Source organism: Streptomyces sp. NPDC051214 (assembly GCF_040682375.1).
Taxonomy (GTDB): domain Bacteria; phylum Actinomycetota; class Actinomycetes; order Streptomycetales; family Streptomycetaceae; genus Streptomyces.
Map to the genome: position 1 here is coordinate 80,707 of NZ_JBFBAT010000008.1, position 16,192 is coordinate 96,898.

10 protein-coding genes are annotated in these 16,192 nt (G+C 70.3%); 5 read left to right on the top strand and 5 right to left on the bottom strand.

The window, feature by feature from the left end:
- Positions 1-42: 42 nt before the first annotated feature.
- The 3 genes from AB0M70_RS21800 to AB0M70_RS21810 are packed head-to-tail and all read right to left on the bottom strand — an operon-like array spanning position 43 to position 6,037.
- Complete coding sequence (locus AB0M70_RS21800) at positions 43-873, bottom strand: pectate lyase (protein WP_365821683.1); 831 nt, start codon at positions 871-873, stop codon at positions 43-45.
- A 32-nt stretch (positions 874-905) separates the two neighbouring features.
- Positions 906-3,173 (bottom strand): alpha-xylosidase, encoded by a 2,268-nt coding sequence (gene yicI, locus AB0M70_RS21805; protein WP_365821685.1) that lies wholly within the window; start codon positions 3,171-3,173, stop codon positions 906-908.
- Complete coding sequence (locus AB0M70_RS21810) at positions 3,170-6,037, bottom strand: glycoside hydrolase family 3 C-terminal domain-containing protein (RefSeq protein WP_365821687.1); 2,868 nt, start codon at positions 6,035-6,037, stop codon at positions 3,170-3,172. Before AB0M70_RS21810 ends, yicI begins: the two co-directional genes overlap by 4 nt.
- Before the next feature lie 241 nt (positions 6,038-6,278).
- Between AB0M70_RS21810 and AB0M70_RS21815 the strand changes: the two genes are divergently transcribed.
- The 5 genes from AB0M70_RS21815 to AB0M70_RS21835 are packed head-to-tail and all read left to right on the top strand — an operon-like array spanning position 6,279 to position 12,682.
- Entirely contained in the window at positions 6,279-7,964 is a 1,686-nt protein-coding gene (locus AB0M70_RS21815) for an extracellular solute-binding protein (RefSeq protein ID WP_365821689.1), read from the top strand.
- Position 7,965: 1 nt separating this feature from the next.
- Positions 7,966-9,000, top strand: a complete 1,035-nt coding sequence (locus AB0M70_RS21820; protein WP_365821691.1) for an ABC transporter permease subunit — start codon at positions 7,966-7,968, stop codon at positions 8,998-9,000.
- Complete coding sequence (locus tag AB0M70_RS21825; protein WP_365821693.1) at positions 8,997-9,923, top strand: carbohydrate ABC transporter permease; 927 nt, start codon at positions 8,997-8,999, stop codon at positions 9,921-9,923. Before AB0M70_RS21820 ends, AB0M70_RS21825 begins: the two co-directional genes overlap by 4 nt.
- Positions 9,924-9,932: 9 nt before the next feature.
- Entirely contained in the window at positions 9,933-11,972 is a 2,040-nt protein-coding gene (locus tag AB0M70_RS21830) for a beta-galactosidase (protein ID WP_365821695.1), read from the top strand.
- Positions 11,969-12,682: a hypothetical protein gene (locus AB0M70_RS21835; protein WP_365821697.1), complete on the top strand. Its 714-nt coding sequence runs from the start codon at positions 11,969-11,971 to the stop codon at positions 12,680-12,682. Before AB0M70_RS21830 ends, AB0M70_RS21835 begins: the two co-directional genes overlap by 4 nt.
- On the opposite strand, the gene AB0M70_RS21840 is transcribed toward AB0M70_RS21835, so the two are convergent.
- Both AB0M70_RS21840 and AB0M70_RS21845 read right to left on the bottom strand, forming a co-directional pair.
- Positions 12,679-15,408 (bottom strand): Tat pathway signal sequence domain protein, encoded by a 2,730-nt coding sequence (locus AB0M70_RS21840; RefSeq protein ID WP_365821699.1) that lies wholly within the window; start codon positions 15,406-15,408, stop codon positions 12,679-12,681. The two genes, AB0M70_RS21835 and AB0M70_RS21840, sit on opposite strands and share 4 nt — an antisense overlap.
- A gap of 229 nt (positions 15,409-15,637) precedes the next feature.
- Positions 15,638-16,183: a hypothetical protein gene (locus tag AB0M70_RS21845; RefSeq protein WP_365821701.1), complete on the bottom strand. Its 546-nt coding sequence runs from the start codon at positions 16,181-16,183 to the stop codon at positions 15,638-15,640.
- Positions 16,184-16,192 lie beyond the last annotated feature (9 nt).

Below are 16,192 nucleotides of genomic sequence, written 5' to 3' on the forward strand. Positions count from 1 at the left end.
GGCCGTGCCGCATCGCTGTGTCCCTGTCCGTGTCCGTTTCCGCTACTTGTAGCTGATGTCCGCGGACGTGAACCTGCAGTGCTTGCCGTCGGGGCCCGTGCCCGTCTTGCGCGGTTCGGCGCCGGTGTTGTTGCCGGTGAAGCGGTCGCAGGTGGCGATCTTCCTGCCGCTGTCGCCGTGGACGCGGATGGTGCGCAGGGCGGCCGTGTCACCGTAGTTGGTGTTGATGCCGACGATGGACTTGCCGGGGGCGGTGATGTCGACGTCGTTCACGATGATGTTCCGCTGGTACTGCTTGGAGCAGTTGCCGCAGGCCCGCACCAGCTTGCCGAAGCCGGAGACCTGGAACTTGGTGACGACCAGCTTGCCCGCGCCGTTGAACTGGAAGACCTTGTCGTCGGCCTTCTTCGCGCCACCGCCGTACACGGTGTACGTCGAGCCCGCCGACGTGCCCTTGAAGGTGGCCGCGTCCTCGCCGACGTCCTCCCACCACACGTTCTGCAGCGTGCAGCTGCCCGAGCAGTGGACGCCGTCCGCGGCCGGGGAGCCGAGGACGACGTTCTTGAGTGTCGCGCCGTCCTTCAGCCTGAAGATGGGGTCCTGGCCCTCGTCCTGGCCGTCGCCGCCCAGGGCACCGGTGCCGTAGTGGCGCTTGAGGCCGCCGTCGTAGGTGCCGGAGACCTCGATGGTCTTCGACGTCGGCTTCTGGCCCTTGGCCTCGGGCCAGGCGGTCGCCGCCCCCGCGGTCGGCATCATGGTGGTGGTGAGGAGGGCGGCGCCGGTCATGCCGAGCGCGGCGATGCCGCCGACGACGGCACGGCGCTTGGTGAGACCTCGGCGATGACGGCTGCGCTTGTTCGCTCGTGGGGTCATGTTCCCGGTTCATTCCTTCGGTGAGGGTCGGCTTACATTTCCTTGTCGCCGCCGCTCGCCGAAGGGTTGCCGCCCAGGTCCGGCCAGTTCGTCGCCGTCCGCACGGTGAAGGGGCGTGTGCTCCCCTCCACGGTGACCTCGACCTCCGCGCCGTCCCGTGCGGCACGGAAGACGGCCGCGGGCCGCCCCGCCAGGTCCGGCACGGTGATCTGCGTACCCTCCGCCTCCGGGGTGAGCAGGAGCGTGAGGTCCTGGAGCCAGTCGCCGTCCGCCCGCCGGGTGTCGGCGCCCAGCGGGAGCAGCGCGCCGGGGCGCACATACAGGGGGAGGCTGTCGAAGCCGTGGGTCTCCCGACGCCAGCCCGGACCCTGGACCGTCTCGCCGGTCAGGAGGTGGGTCCAGGTGCCTTCGGGCACGTAGAACTCGACGTCGCCCTCGGCGGTGAAGACGGGGGCGACCAGGAGGTCGGGGCCCAGCATGTACTGGCGGTCCAGGGTGCGGCACGCGGGGTCGGCAGGGAACTCCAGGAGCATCGGACGCATGACGGGGACGCCCGTGCGGTGGGCCTCGACGGCGGCCGCGTACAGGTACGGCATGAGGCGGTGCTTGAGCCGCGTGAACTTCCGGGCCACCTCGACGGCCTCGTCACCGAACGCCCACGGCACCCGGTAGGAGACGTTGCCGTGCAGCCGACTGTGCGAGGAGAGCAGGCCGAAGGCGAGCCAGCGTTTGAAGACCGCCGGGTCCGGGGTGCCCTCGAAGCCGCCGATGTCGTGGCTCCAGAAGCCGAAGCCGGACAGCGAGAGGGAGAGGCCGCCGCGCAGTGACTCGGCCATCGCGCCAAGGGATGCGAAGCAGTCGCCGCCCCAGTGCACGGGGAACTGCTGGCCGCCGACCGTCGCGGAGCGGGCGAAGAGGACGGCTTCCCCGGGGCCGCGTTCCTTCTCCAGGAGTTCGAAGACCGTGCTGTTGTAGATCTGCGCGTAGTAGTTGTGCATGCGCGCGGGGTCCGAGCCGTCGTGCCAGTCCACGTCGGTGGGGACGCGTTCGCCGAAGTCCGTCTTGAAGCAGTCGACGCCCTGGTCGAGCAGGGTCCGCAGGTGGCCCGAGTACCACTCGCGGGCGGCCGGGTTCGTGAAGTCGACCAGGGCCATGCCGGGCTGCCAGAGGTCCCACTGCCAGATGTCGCCGTTCGGCCGTCTGACGAGGTAGCCCTGTTCGGCGGCCTCGGCGAAGAGCGCGGATCTCTGCGCGATGTACGGGTTGATCCACACGCTGATCTTCAGGCCGCGTTCGCGGAGCCTGCGCAGCATGCCTTCGGGGTCGGGGAAGACCTCGGGGTCCCAGCGGAAGTCGGTCCACTGGTACTCGCGCATCCAGAAGCAGTCGAAGTGGAAGACACCGAGCGGGATGTCACGCTCGGCCATGCCGTCGACGAAGGCGGTGACGGTCTCCTCGTCGTAGGGCGTGCAGAAGGAGGTCGTCAGCCACAGTCCGAACGACCAGGCGGGCGGCAGCGCGGGGCGGCCGGTGAGCGCGGTGTAGCGGCGCAGGACGTCCTTCGGGGTGGGCCCGGCGATGACGAAGTACTCGATCGTCTGGTCCTCGACGCTGAACTGGACCTGCCCGACGGATTCGGAACCGATCTCGTACGAGACCTTGCCGGGGTGGTTCACGAAGACGCCATAGCCACGCGAGGAGAGGTGGAAGGGGATGTTCTTGTAGGCCTGCTCGCTGCTGGTGCCGCCGTCGGCCTGCCAGATGTCGACGATCTGGCCGTTCTTGACGTACGGGGTGAAGCGTTCACCGAGTCCGTAGATGTACTCCCCCACTCCCAGGGCGAGTTGACCGATCATGTGGTGGCTGCCGTCGGGCGCGGTGGCGAATCCGGTGCCCCTGCGCTCGACGGCCGTCAGTCGCTGCCGGTCGGCGTCGAGGAAGGTGAGGCCCCAGGGCTCGTCGCTGTCGAGGCGTACGGTGAGCGGTCCGCTGGTGAGTTCGGTGACCGTGCCCTCGCGCTTGACGAGCCCCGCGCCCTCGGTGGCGTTCAGGCCGAACTCCGGCCCGTGGGCGGCCTTTCCCGCGTGGTGCGTCGCCCGTACGCCGATCACGCCCTCGGCGGGCGAGAAGCATTCGACGGTGACGAGCGGCGTGTTGAGGGTGTCGCCGCGCTCGCGGACCCGGTGGACGGCGGCGTACGCGGTGAACCGCCCCTCGCCTTCGCGCACCTCGCGCACCTCGGTCGCGTACGAGGCGCGCACCCCGTCACGCATCAGCCAGAAGCCGTCGGTGAACTTCATGCGGTCTCCCTCGGACGGGCGGTGGTGGCGGTGAAGGCGAGCCGGGCGAGCCGCAGGGGGCCGCGCAGCCGCACGCGCAGATCGCGCACTCCGGAGACGGTGAACCCGGAGGTGAGCGTGGCGTAGTCGTAGGTGCCGCCGGTCGCGGGGACGGTGACGGTGGTGGCGGTGCTGCCCGAGATGAGGTCGACGGCTCCGGACCCCGCGGCCTCGACCGACACACCGCTCACCCCCTCGCCGAAGTCGCAGGCACGGAACAGGAGTTCACCCGTTGCGTCGTCCAGTGGCCGTACGGCGTCACCCGACGTCCTGGCGCGGTCGACGATGTCGGTGCCGCGCTGTTCGTCGTAACCGGTCACCGCGAGGCCCGCTCGCCGCACCGGCCTCGCGGCGATCGGGGCACCGTCGACGTCCACGGTGGCGCTGAGCCGGATGTCGGCGCTGGAGGCCCCGGCGAGGATCTCGTACGCACCGGGAGCCAAAGCCCAGCGGTCGTGCCGCACGTCCCAGAACCCCAGGTCGGCCAGCAGCAGTCGGAACTCCAGACGGCAGGAGGCGCCGGCCGCGAGGTGGACGCGGCGGTGCGCCGCGAGCTGCCGGTGCGGCAGGGCGAAGAGCGAGGCGGCCTCCTGGGGAGCCCGGGTGTAGAGCTGGGCCACCTCGTCCGCGTCGCGGGGCCCGGTGTTGGTGACGGTGAACGCGACGTGGAGCACGTGCCCTTCGCGCTCGGCCACCAAATCCTCGTAATTGAAGGAGGAGTAGCCCAGGCCGTGCCCGAAGGGGTAGAGCGGGCCTCCGTCGAAGTAGAGATAGGTCTGCCGCGAGCCGATGATGTCGTAGTCGAGCAGGTCCGGCAGGTCGGTGTCGGCGGCGTACCAGGTCTGCGGGAGGCGCCCGGCCGGGGACACGTCGCCTGCGAGCACCCGGGCGAGCGCGGTGCCCGCGGCCTGTCCGCCGTGCGCGCTCCACAGCAGCGCCGGCAGCTCGGCCTGGGCGTCGGCGACCGCGTAGGGGTAGGCGGAGACCAGGGCGAGCGCGGTGCGGGGGTTGGCGGCGCGGGCCGCGCGCCACAGGCGTTCCTGGTGGGGCGGCAGGGCGAGCGTGGTGCGGTCCTCGGTCTCGCGGCCGTTGATGTGGGGGTCGTTCCCGGCGACGACGATCACCGTGTCGGCCTGCGCGGCGGCACGGGCCACGGCGTCCTCGCCGCGTTCCACGAGGTCAATGGTGAAGACCTCCGGCTCGTCGGCAACCTTCACGCCGTCGGCGGCGACAGAGACGTACCCACCCGTCCCTGTGTGCGTGATGAGGTACCCCTCCCCGTGTCCGACCAGCGCGAATGTCTCCTGTACGACCCAGCCGCCGGGGCGGTCCGCCGAGGCGCGCACGAAGCCGTCGTCGGCGACCGACAGATAGCGGCCGTCGGGGGCGCGCAACGTCCACGCGCCGCATCCCCAGTCGACGAGGGCGAACTCGGTGGCTTCGGGGCCGCAGGTCAGCGGCGGCAGGTCGGTGCGGCCCGCGAGCAGCGCCGGGTCCAGGGCGATCTCGGCGCCGCCGACCCGCTCGTCCTCCGCGTGGGGCGGCACGTGGAGCCAGCCGGCCGCGCACTTCAGGCGCACCCGGTCGACGCCCTCGGTGAAGGTGACCCTGTCCGCGCCTTCGGCGCCGAACCGGTCGCGCAGTCCGTCGAGGGGCGTGGAGCGGTGGATCAGGGTGCCGCTGTACCAGTCGGTCTTGCACGCGTCGGCGAGGAGTCCGACGACCGCGATCCGGGTTCCCTCCTCCAGCGGGAGCAGCCCGTCGTTCTTCAGCAGGACGACGGCCTGCTCGGCCGCCTCTTGGGCGAGCGCGCGGTGTCCGGGGGTGTCGAAGGCGTGCGTCGCCGGGTCCGCGTACGGCCCCTGGCCGGGGTCGAACTCACCGAGCCGGAAGCGGACGGACAGGTGGCGGCGGACCGCCGTGTCAATGTTCTGCTGGGTCAACAGGCCTTGTTCCAGGGCCCTTTGTATGCGTCCGGTGATGATGCTCGCGTCGGTGCCGTGGTCGGTGAAGCTGTCCACGCCCGCGACGAGGGCCGCCGCGGTGGCCTCCTCGTGGGTGTCGAAGTACTTCTCGGAGTCCACGAGGTTGCTGGGCGCGCCCGCGTCGGAGCAGACAAGGAGCTCCTGGCCGGTCCAGGTGCGCAGGTGCTCGCCGAGGTAGGGCGAGAGGTGGTTGGGGCGGCCGTTGACCAGGTTGTACGCGGGCATCACCCCGGCCACGGAACCCGCTTCGACGGCGGCACGGAAGGCCCGCAGGTCGTACTCGTGCAGGACGCGCGGGCGCACGGAGGCGGACGACGTGTCCCTGCGGGTCTCGTTGTTGTGGGCCAGCCAGTGCTTGAGCACGGGAGCGGTGCGCCAGTGGCGGGGATGGTCGCCGCGCAGGCCCCGGGTGTACGCGACGGCGATCGCGGAGGTGAGCCAGGGGTCCTCGGAGTAGCCCTCCTCGTTCCTGCCCCACAGCGGGTGGCGCAGGAGGTTCACGGTGGGCGCCCAGAGATTGAGGCCCACACGGTCGTCCCGTGCGCGCATGGCGCGTGCCTCGGTGGCGACGGCCTCGCCGACGCGGCGCACGAGGTCGTCGTTCCAGGTGGCCCCGAGCCCGACGGCCTGCGGGAAGACGGTGGCGGGGCCCATCCAGGCGACGCCGTGCAGGGCCTCCTGTCCGGTGCGGAACGGTGCGATGCCGAGTCTTTCGACGCGGGGCGTGAACTGGTGCAGGAGCGCGACACGTTCGTCGGTGGTCAGCCGGGACAGCAGGTCGTCCACGCGCTGGTCCAGGGGCAGTTCGGGGTCACGGAAAGGTGGCGGGCTTGCGGTCACGTGCGGATCCCCTTGGCGAGCGGCGGGCACGGCGGAAGGCACTCGTGGTCATTCTTCGACGTGTTCTTCGAAGCGCTTCGATGCTCGGCGCAGCTCCAGCCGATGTCAAGGCAGCATTCGCGCGACACCCCTTGTTACAGCCCATGCCTTCACTTAACCTCGCAGCAATATCGAAGCGCTTCGAAAGCCGACCGGCGGTGACCGCCGTGTGTCCGGGCACGCGCCACGAAGGGTTGACGCAATGACGCCGAACTCCCTCTCCAGCAGCTCTCGTTCGAGCCGGAGATCTTTCCTCGCCTCCTCGGGCCTCGCCGCGATGGCGGTGGCCGGCGGAGCACCTCTGCTCACGGCCTGCGGGGGCAGCGGGTCGAACAACGAGGGCACCACGACGGGGAAGAAGCTCAAGGACCTGCTCCCCGCGTACACCGCGTCGGAGCTCGTCAGCCCGGACATCCCCGCCAAGAACGGCTCGGCCGCGGGCTTCATCAAGGCCCTGCCCGCGTCCGAGCTGAAGACCTCGGTGCCCCAAAAGCTGGGCAAGGGCGGCGAGTTCACCGTCATGGCCCCGATCTGGGGGAACGTGCCAAAGCAGGGCAACCCCTACTGGACGGCGATGGACAAGGCCGCCGGTGTCCGCGTCAAGTGGCAGAACCAGCAGGGCGACACGTACGGCCAGAAGCTGGGCGCCGTCCTCGCCTCCAGCGGAGTCCCGGACGCCGTGGTCGTGCCCGGCTGGGAACTGACCGGCAAGATACCGAGCGCCGTCGCCAACAAGTTCCTCGACCTCGGGCCGTACTTGAGCGGCGACAAGGTCAAGGAGTACCCGAACCTCGCGGCGATCCCCAGCGGCGCCTGGCAGCGCTCCATCTTCGGCGGCAAGCTGCGCGGCCTGCCGATGCCCTCGGCGACCACCCCGAACATCGCGCCCTTCTACCGCACCGACCTCTTCGAGAAGGAGGGGCTCGAAGCTCCCACCAGCGCCCAGGAGTTCTACGACCTGTGCAAGCAGCTCAACGCCCCCAAGAGCAAGGTGTGGGCGTGCGGTGACATGTCCTGGGCCGCCTGGAACATCTTCGGGGTGCTGCCCGAGAAGCCGTACTACTGGAAGCGCGTCGGCGGCAAACTGGTCAACCGCTACGAGACCGACGAGTACCTCGAAGCCCTGGAGTGGTCGCGCAAGCTCTACTCGGCCGGCTTCGTCCACCCCGACGCGAAGGCCGAGACCGGCAGCATCGGTGACCTGTGCGCGGCGGGCAAGGTGTGGATGTACTGCCAGGACCTCTCCGACTGGTACGGCAAGGCGGCCGTGCAGCGCGTGGACAACAAGAAGTTCCGCATGGAGGCGTTCGACTACTTCGCCCCCGACGGCGGGGCCCCCACGCTGTACGCGCGTCCGCCGGCCGACATCTGGACGTTCATCAGCGAGAAGGCCGACGAGAAGACCGTCCGCGACATCCTCGCCCTCGCCAACTTCACGGCCGCGCCCTACGGCTCCAAGGAGCAGCGCCTGCGCATGTACGGCGTCGAGGGTGTCCACCACACGTACAAGGACGGCGTCCTCACCAAGAACGGCAGGGGCAACAACGAGGTCTTCTCGACGTACGAGTATCTGGCGTCGCCCGCGCCCTTCGTCGCCTACCCCGATCTGCCGGACGTCACCGAGGGCATGGTCGGGTGGCAGCAGCGCCAGGGCGCGCACACCAAGAAGCCGCTCTTCCACGGCATGATGATCATCGAGCCGACCCGGTACACCGAGCTGAACGCCGAGTTCGAGGACCTGGAGAAGGACATCGTGCGGGGCCGCAAGAAGGTCTCCGACATGCAGCAGGCGGCTTCGGACTGGAAGTCGGGCGGCGGCGACAAGCTGCGCGACTGGTACAAGAAGCTGCTCGACGAGACCGGGGCGACCGGCGACTCGGCGTCCTGACATGGCGCAGAGCACTGCTCACGCACGCGAGAGCACCCCCGGGCGGGCACCCGCCGAGCCCGCCGAGGCCGCGGGGGGCGCGCTCCCCACCAAGAAGAAGACCCCTGCCCGCGTCCCGCTGCGCCACCGCCTTCGGCGCGACCGCGTACTGCTCCTGATGGTGCTGCCCGCGCTGCTTCTCCTGCTCGTCTTCAACTACGTGCCGCTGATCGGCAACGTCGTCGCCTTCCAGGACTACGACCCGTACATCGCCGACAACGCGTTCCAGGCGATGACGCAGAGCCCCTGGATCGGCGTCGAGCACTTCCGGCACATGGTCGAGGACCGGCTGTTCTGGCAGGCGGTCAGGAACACCCTGGCGATCTTCACGATCCAGCTGACGCTGTTCTTCCCGCTGCCGATCGCGCTCGCGCTGTTCATCAACAGCTTCGTGCGCCCTCGTGTGCGCGCGGTCGCGCAGGCGATCCTCTATCTGCCGCACTTCTTCTCCTGGGTCCTGGTCATCACGGTCTTCCAGCAGATGTTCGGCGGGGCGGGCCTGGTCGCGCAGGTCCTGCGGGACCACGGGCACGAGGGCTTCGACCTGATGACCGACCCGGGCCTGTTCAAATTCCTGGTCACCTTCGAGATGGTCTGGAAGGACGCGGGCTGGGGCGTCATCGTCTTCCTCGCCGCGCTCGCCGCCGTCAGCCCCGACCTGTACGAGGCCTCGGCGATGGACGGCGCGAACCGCTGGCGGCGCATGTGGCACATCCAACTGCCCGCCCTGCGACCGGTGGTGGCCCTGCTCCTCGTGCTCCAGGTCGGCAACGCGCTCACGGTCGGCTTCGAGCAGATCCTGCTCCAGCGCACCGCCGTGGGCCCCACGGCCTCCGAGGTCCTCGACACCTATGTGTGGAACACCGGCCTGGACAACGGCAACTTCGGCTACGGCGCCGCCATCGGCATCGTCAAGGGCGTCTTCGGCCTCCTGATGGTGCTCGGCGCCAACAAGGCCGCCCACCTCATGGGCGAGCAGGGGGTGTACAAGCGGTGAGCGTGCTCAACTTCGGCATCAAGCCGGGCAGCCGAACCGGTCTGCGTCCGGTGTGGGAGGAGCCCCCGACCCGGGCGGGCCTCGCCACCAAGGGCGTGACACTGACCCTGGTCTGCCTGGCGGTCCTCTTCCCGGTGTGGGTCGTGGTCGTCACCAGCCTCTCCTCGGTCAGGACGATCACCGAGACAGGCGGCCTGGTGGTGATCCCCCGGGGCGTCACCTTCGTCCACTACCAGGAGCTGCTGGGCGGCGGCCAGGTGTCGCGGGCCACCCTGGTCAGCGTGGGCGTCACGGTCGTCGGCACGCTCTTCAGCATGGTGGTGTCCGTCCTGTGCGCGTACGGCCTCTCGCGCCCCGGGTCGGTCCTGCACCGCCCGATCCTGCTGCTCATCGTCGCGACGATGTTCTTCGGGGCCGGGCTCATCCCCACCTACCTGGTGGTGCAGGGCCTCGGTCTCACGGACACCTATCTGTCGCTGATCCTGCCGAGCGCCCTGAACGTCTTCAACATCCTCGTCCTTCGCGCGTTCTTCATGGGCACGGCGCAGGAGCTGATCGAGAGCGCCCGCATCGACGGGGCCGGCGACCTGCGCATCCTGTGGCGGATCGTCATGCCCCTGTCCCGCCCGGTCATCGCGGTCATCACCCTCTTCTACGCGGTGGGGTACTGGAGCGCGTGGTTCAACGCGTCGATCTATCTCAGCGACCCGGACATGATGCCGCTGCAGAACGTCATGCAGCAGCTGGTGATCAAGCAGCAGCGGCCGACGGGCCTGAGTCAGGCGATCAACACCGGACATCTGTCGCCGCTCGCCATCCAGATGGCGGTGATGGTCCTCGCGCTGCTGCCGGTCGCCGTGCTCTCCCCGTTCGTGCAGCGGCATTTCAAGCAGGGCATGCTCACCGGCGCAGTGAAGGGCTGACCCCGACCGATGCCTTCCCTCGACGACACCACCCGCGGCCGCATCCTGTTCGGCGGCGACTACAACCCCGAGCAGTGGCCCGAGGAGGTCTGGTCCGACGACGTACGCCTGATGCGCGAGGCCTCGGTCAACTCCGTCACCATCGGGGTCTTCTCGTGGGCGAGACTCGAACCACGGCCGGGTGCCCGGGAGTTCGGCTGGCTGGACCGGCTGATGGACCTGCTGCACGCGCACGGCATCGGAGTCGTCCTCGCCACGCCGACCTCCGCTCCCCCGCCCTGGCTCGGCCGGCTGCACCCCGAGACGCTGCCACGGGACGAGAACGGGCAGGTGGAGTGGTGGGGATCGCGCCAGCACTTCGCGCACTCCAGCGCCGTCTACCGCAGCTACGCCGCCGCGATCACCGAGGACCTGGCGGCCCGGTACGCGCACCACCCCGCGCTCACGATGTGGCACATCAACAACGAGTACTGCACCTACGACTGGGGCGACGAGGCGGCGGTCGCGTTCCGCCGCTGGCTCCGGGCGAAGTACCCCTCCATCGACGCGCTCAACACGGCCTGGGGAAGCGCCTTCTGGGGTCAGGGCTACGACAGCTGGGCGGAGATCCTGCCGCCCCGCCGCGCCCACTACCTGAAGAACCCCGCTCAGGTCCTCGACTTCAAGCGCTTCACGTCCGACGCCCTCCTCGCGTGCTTCCGCGCCGAGCGGGACATCGTCACCGCGCACACCCCGCACCTGCCGGTCACCACGAACTTCATGCCGATGTGGTCGGGGCAGGACGCGTGGATGTGGGCCGCGCAGGAGGACGTCGTCTCGGTCGACATCTACCCGGACCCAAAAGATCCGCTCGGCGCCCAACAGGGCGCGCTGGTCCAGGACATGACGCGCTCCCAGGCGCGCGGCGGGCCGTGGATGCTGATGGAGCAGGCCGCGGGGCCGGTGAACTGGCGCGGCGTGAACCATCCCAAGCCGCGCGGCCTGAACCGCCTCTGGTCCTGGCAGGCGGTGGCGCGCGGCGCGGACGCCGTCTGCTACTTCCAGTGGCGCCAGTCCCGGCAGGGCGCGGAGAAGTTCCACTCCGGGATGCTGAGCCACGCGGGCGAGCACGGCCGCACCTTCCAGGAGGTCAAGGAGCTCGGGGCCGAGCTGGCCCTGGTGGGTCCCGAGGTGGCCGGCACCCGCGTCACCGCGGAGGTCGCCGTCCTGCACGACTGGGACTCCTGGTGGGCGAGCGGACAGGAGGGCCGCCCCTCGTCCCTGGTCGACCACGCGCAGGTGCTCGGCGCCTGGCACCGCGCCCTGTGGGAGGCGAACACCCCCGTCGACTTCGCCCACCCCGAACACGATCTGACCCCGTACCGCCTGGTCGCCGTGCCGCACCTCTATCTCCTCACCGACGCCGCGATCGAGAACCTCCTGACGTACGTGCGCGAAGGGGGCACCCTCATTTGTGGTTTCCTCACCGGCGTCGCCGACGCGGACGACCGGGTGCGGCCGGGCGGGATGGACGCCCGGCTCCGCGCCCTGTTCGGCATCCGCACCGTGCACGAATGGTGGCCGCTGGAGGCCGGGGAGAGCGTGGACTGCGGGGAGTTCACCGGCACGCTCTGGTCGGAGGAGCTGCAGGCCGACGACAGCGCGAAGACGGTCGCCGCCTACCGGGGCGGCGAACTCGACGGTCTTCCCGCACTGCTGCGCCGCGACCGCGCCTGGTACCTGTCCACGCTCCCCGAGTCCGAGGCCCTGCGCGACCTGCTCGCACGCGTGGCCGCCGAAGCAGGCGTACGGCCCCCGCTGTCAGGCCTCCCCCGCGCGGTGGAGGCCGTACGCCGCGGCGCTCTCCTGTTCCTCCTGCACCACGGCCTCAACGAGGTGACCGTGCCCTTGCCAGGCCGGCACCTCGATCTGCTGACCGGCCGCGCGGCCGAGGGTGCGATCACCCTGGGCCGCCACGGTGTGGCCGTCCTGCGCCCCACCGCACCGGACGACCGCGCGCCCGCCCCGGGCCCGCGGCACCTCTCCCCCCACCCTGGAGACGACACATGACACGACACTCCCGCCGTACCCTGACCCGCCTGCTGCTCGCCCCCGCCCTGGCGGCGGGCGCGGCACTCGGCCTCGCCGCCGCTCCCGCCCAGGCCGCCGTCTGGAGCTCCTGCGACCAGTGGGGCAACACGAGCCTGAACGGCTACACGCTCTACAACAACATCTGGGGCTCGGGCGCGGGCAGCCAGTGCATATCCGCGGACTCGGGCACGAAGTGGAGCGTGCGCGCCGACCACCCGAACACCAGCGGGATCAAGTCCTACCCCAACTCCAAGAAGGTCATCGGCAAGCCCGTCGACTCGCTGTCCTCGCTGAAGAGCTCGTACAACGTCAAGGTCCCGTCCGCGGGCGACTACAACTCCTCGTACGACATCTGGGACACCGACTACGACTACGAGATCATGCTCTGGGTCAACTACAACGGGAACGTCGGCCCCCTCGGGACCGCCCAGGGCACGGTGAGCCTGGGAGGTCACACCTGGGCGGTCTACAAGGGCACCAATGGCGCCAACGAGGTGTTCTCGTTCCTGCGCACCTCCGACTCCTCGTCCGGGACCGTCGACATCCTCCCGATCCTCAAGTGGATCAAGAACACCAAGGGTTGGATGGGCAACGAGACCATCGGCGACGTGCAGTTCGGCTACGAGATCAGCGGCTCGGCCGGCGGCCTGGACTTCACCACCAACTCCCTGACGGTGTCCGGCGGTTAGCCGGGGAGTTCGTCGCCGACCAGGGCGAGGTTCTGGATGGCGGCGAGCCCGAACAGCGCGGTCTCGTTGGTGTTGACGCGCAGGTTCTCGTATCCGGGCTCCAGGACGGCAGGCCCCTCCAGGTCGGTCTTGGCCCAGCTCATCGCCTTCGTGTAGCCATCGCTGTCGTGGAACTTCTGCCAGGCGCGTGCCGCGAGCTTCTCGTCCTTCAGCCGAGAAGCGGCGTACGCGTCCTGGCGGGAGTGCCCCTGGAAGAGGAGCAGGCTGCCGAAGTCCTTGCCGTAGCGCTCCTTCTGCTCGGCCTTGGTGGCGTTGAAGTAGCGGCAGTAGTCCAGCCAAGCGTCCTTGAACTTCGGCTGGTCGACGAGGTCGATGAGTTCGGCGCACATCTCGACCAGGCCGAACATCGCCGACAGGTGCGAGACGTTCACGGCGGGCTCGGCGGCCACCGCGAACTTTCCGGTGTCCAGGTCGTAGAGGCCGCTGCCCTGGACGAAGCCGTTGGGCTGGGCCGCGATGGTCTCCATCGTGGAGCGGAGGCGGGCCTCGGCCTTGGCCGCCTTGGGGCCGCCGCGTTCCCATTCGGTGAGCCAGGCCGCCGCCAGGCCGCTCCAGTCGGTGCCGAAGCCGATGGACAGGGCGTTGCGGTCGGGTTCGTACGGCTCGGTGCGGATCTTGCGCAGGGGGTCGAGGACGAGGAACGTCTCGTCGGAGTCGACCAGGGCGTGCATCAGGTCGCCGACCCGCTCGTCGGCGGTGAGGAAGTAGTAGGGGCGGCGGTAGACGGCCGTGGAGATCCGCTGCTGCTTCGCGCTGTCGGCGAAGTGCTGCACGCCGTGCCGGGTCCCCAGACCCGCCCACTTGCCGAGGTGGTAGGAGTCGACCTCGCCGGTGTGGCGGGTCATGGCCTCGGCGAAGCGGAAGATGTCGGCGCGGCCCGAGCGCAGGTAGGCGTACCAGAGCCACAGGTCGGGCGAGAGCTCGGAGTTGTCCCAGGCGTAGCCCCCGACGTCATACCGCCACTGGTGCCGGTCCTCGTCGTAGGTGTGCATGATGTCGCCGTAGTCCCAGAAGCCGTACCAGCGGCGCTGCTCGGCCTGGTCCTTGTAGTACGTGAAGAGGAAGTCGAGGTGGTCCTCGATGGTCGCCTTGGCGGGCGTGGAGCGGTCGACGGGCGAGAAGAGACCGCCGAAGACGCCTGTCTTCGTCACGTGTTCGGGGGCGGCGGCCAGCTGGGGCGGGGTGCGGACGGCGGCGGCCTGGTCGACGAGGGTGGCCGCCGAGGGGGTGGCCGCGTTGGCCCAGAACATCAGCTCGCTGGTGCGGGCGATGCCGTACGGGGTGCCGAAGCCGGGTTCGTAGTCCTCGTAGGTGATGTTGAGGCCCTCGAGCTGCTCGGGATAGGTGGCCTGGCCCATGCCGTCGTGGTACGTGCGCAGGTCCATCGGCTGCGCCTCGGGCGACCAGAGCCAGAGGGTGACCTCGGCCTCGTCACCGGCGGCGCCCCGGATGTCGAGCTGGGCGGGGTGCTTCTCCCAGAAGTCGCGCAGGCCGAAGGAGAACCCGCCGCCGGCCCCGCCCACGTACCCGAATCCGCTCGCCCGGCCGCCGCCTCCGGCCGTGATCCAGGTGTGCCCCGGCTTGGTCCGCTTGCGCAGGGTGAAGCCGTCCGCCGAGAGCTGGGCCAGGGTGTAGTCGCCCCAGGTGGGGATGTACTGCAGGCGGGTGGTGACCCGCTGGTCCCAGGTCGCCGGGTCCGGCAGCTTCTCGCCCTTGACCTGGGCGGTGCGGATCGCGGCGCCCGGGTCGCGGCGCAGGCCCGTGATCCCCTTGACCGCCTCGGTCAGGAACCCCTTGCCCTCGCCCGCGATGCGGATGTGCCGGTCGTACGCCGCGTCGCGCATCGGCACGCTGAAGCGGACACCCAGGCCGCGGACGAAGTCCTTCTCCGCGTCACCGTCGTAGGTGATGGTGTGCACCATGCGGAAGGAGTCGGCGCCCGCGTAGAAGTACAGCCGCACGCTGAAGGGCAGCCAACTGCGGCTTCCCTTGCGATGCTTGCCGTCGATGCGGACCACGGCGCGCACGGGACCGTCCTGCTCGGCCTTGGCTCCGCTGATCTCGCCGTCGAAGCGGTCCCACTTGGCGCTGCCACGGTCGCCGTCGTCGAGGTCGCCCTGACGCAGGAGGACGAGCCGCCCGTCGGTGGCGATCCGCACGCCGTCGCGGGTGACGGACTCGACGAGCCGCTCGCCGTCCTTGGCGATGACGGCCTTGATGACGCCGGTGTCGACGGTGATCGCCTTGCGGGTCTCGGTGACCTTGATCTTCTTGTCCGGTGCGGCGGGCGCCCCTGTCCTGAGGGTGAACTTCTCGGCGCCTGCCGCCGCCGGGCCCACCGCGTGCGCGGTCCACTTGAGCGAGCCGTCGGGCCAGCGGGCGGTGGTCCACGTCTGTACGGGGACGTCCTTGCCGTCGGCGGTGGCGAGGGCGAACGTCTGCCCGGCGGGGTGGGCGCCCTTGGGCCACGGGACGCCGAAGGTGGAGCCCGGCGCGGCACCGAGCCCACCCTTCTCCAGCCAGCCGATCGTGACGGGGCCGTCGTCCGGCTCGGCGGCCCGGGGCGCCGCCTGGGCATCTTGCCGGCCGAGCACCCAGCTGAACTGGGCGGCAGCGCCTGCGACGGCAGCGGCCTTGAGCACGGATCTGCGCGGGATCGGAGACATGACTGTCCTCACTGTCGTTTCGATGGCATGACGGACGAGGGCTCGTCGGCATCCGCCGACGGCCCGGGGTGGGCCGGGAGTTGGGACCCGTCCGGCGATCCGGCCGGAGCCCGGCAGCTGACGACAAGGCGTCGGGGGTAGGGCGTGGGGGGTCTCCTCCCGCGCGAGCCCAGGCGGAAGGGGGGCGGAAGCCCGCCGCCACGTCCCGGCGAGATTCACCGGCCCGGTCTCAGGGCACGGCGCGCCGTTCGACGGCCAGTGCCGCCGCCGCGACCATCCCCAGCGCGGGAGCCGCCAGCGGCGTGGCGAACCAGGCGGACACCGCGACCACCGCGAAGCCACACACGATCACCAGCGAACCGGCCGGGTCCCGCAGCGTGCGGCGCACCGCCCCGGTCAGGAGCGCGCGCCACGATGCCCCGGGACCCCAGTTCGCGGCAGCCCGCAGCACCGCGACGACCAGGACGAAGAAGGCGACGACCCCGACCGCGCCGACGAACGTGCCACCGGGAAGCCCCGCCCGTACGAACGCGATGTCAGCGAGGAGCAGGGCGAGCGCCGCCCAGCCGGCGAGTCCCACCAGCCAGCCGCGCCGGGCCGCCGCACGCAGATCCGCGGTGAACTCCCGCCACCCGGAGGTCTCGTGGGCCAGATGCCGACTCAGGTGCCGGGAGCCCGCCGCGAAGGCGGCGGGGAGTGTGACCAGGGGCAGGGCGGCGAGCGCGATCCACACCCCGGTCAGCAGGCATTCGGCGAAGGCGCCGAAGCGGTCCATGGAGACGGA

Bases quoted from the DNA above. Each gene is read 5' to 3' on its own strand.
- AB0M70_RS21835 (WP_365821697.1), top strand. From the start codon at position 11,969: ATGACACGACACTCCCGCCGTACCCTGACCCGCCTGCTGCTCGCCCCC.
- AB0M70_RS21815 (WP_365821689.1), top strand. From the start codon at position 6,279: ATGACGCCGAACTCCCTCTCCAGCAGCTCTCGTTCGAGCCGGAGATCT.
- AB0M70_RS21845 (WP_365821701.1), bottom strand. From the start codon at position 16,183: ATGGACCGCTTCGGCGCCTTCGCCGAATGCCTGCTGACCGGGGTGTGG.
- AB0M70_RS21830 (WP_365821695.1), top strand. From the start codon at position 9,933: ATGCCTTCCCTCGACGACACCACCCGCGGCCGCATCCTGTTCGGCGGC.
- AB0M70_RS21800 (WP_365821683.1), bottom strand. From the start codon at position 873: ATGACCCCACGAGCGAACAAGCGCAGCCGTCATCGCCGAGGTCTCACC.
- AB0M70_RS21840 (WP_365821699.1), bottom strand. From the start codon at position 15,408: ATGTCTCCGATCCCGCGCAGATCCGTGCTCAAGGCCGCTGCCGTCGCA.
- AB0M70_RS21820 (WP_365821691.1), top strand. From the start codon at position 7,966: ATGGCGCAGAGCACTGCTCACGCACGCGAGAGCACCCCCGGGCGGGCA.
- yicI (WP_365821685.1), bottom strand. From the start codon at position 3,173: ATGAAGTTCACCGACGGCTTCTGGCTGATGCGTGACGGGGTGCGCGCC.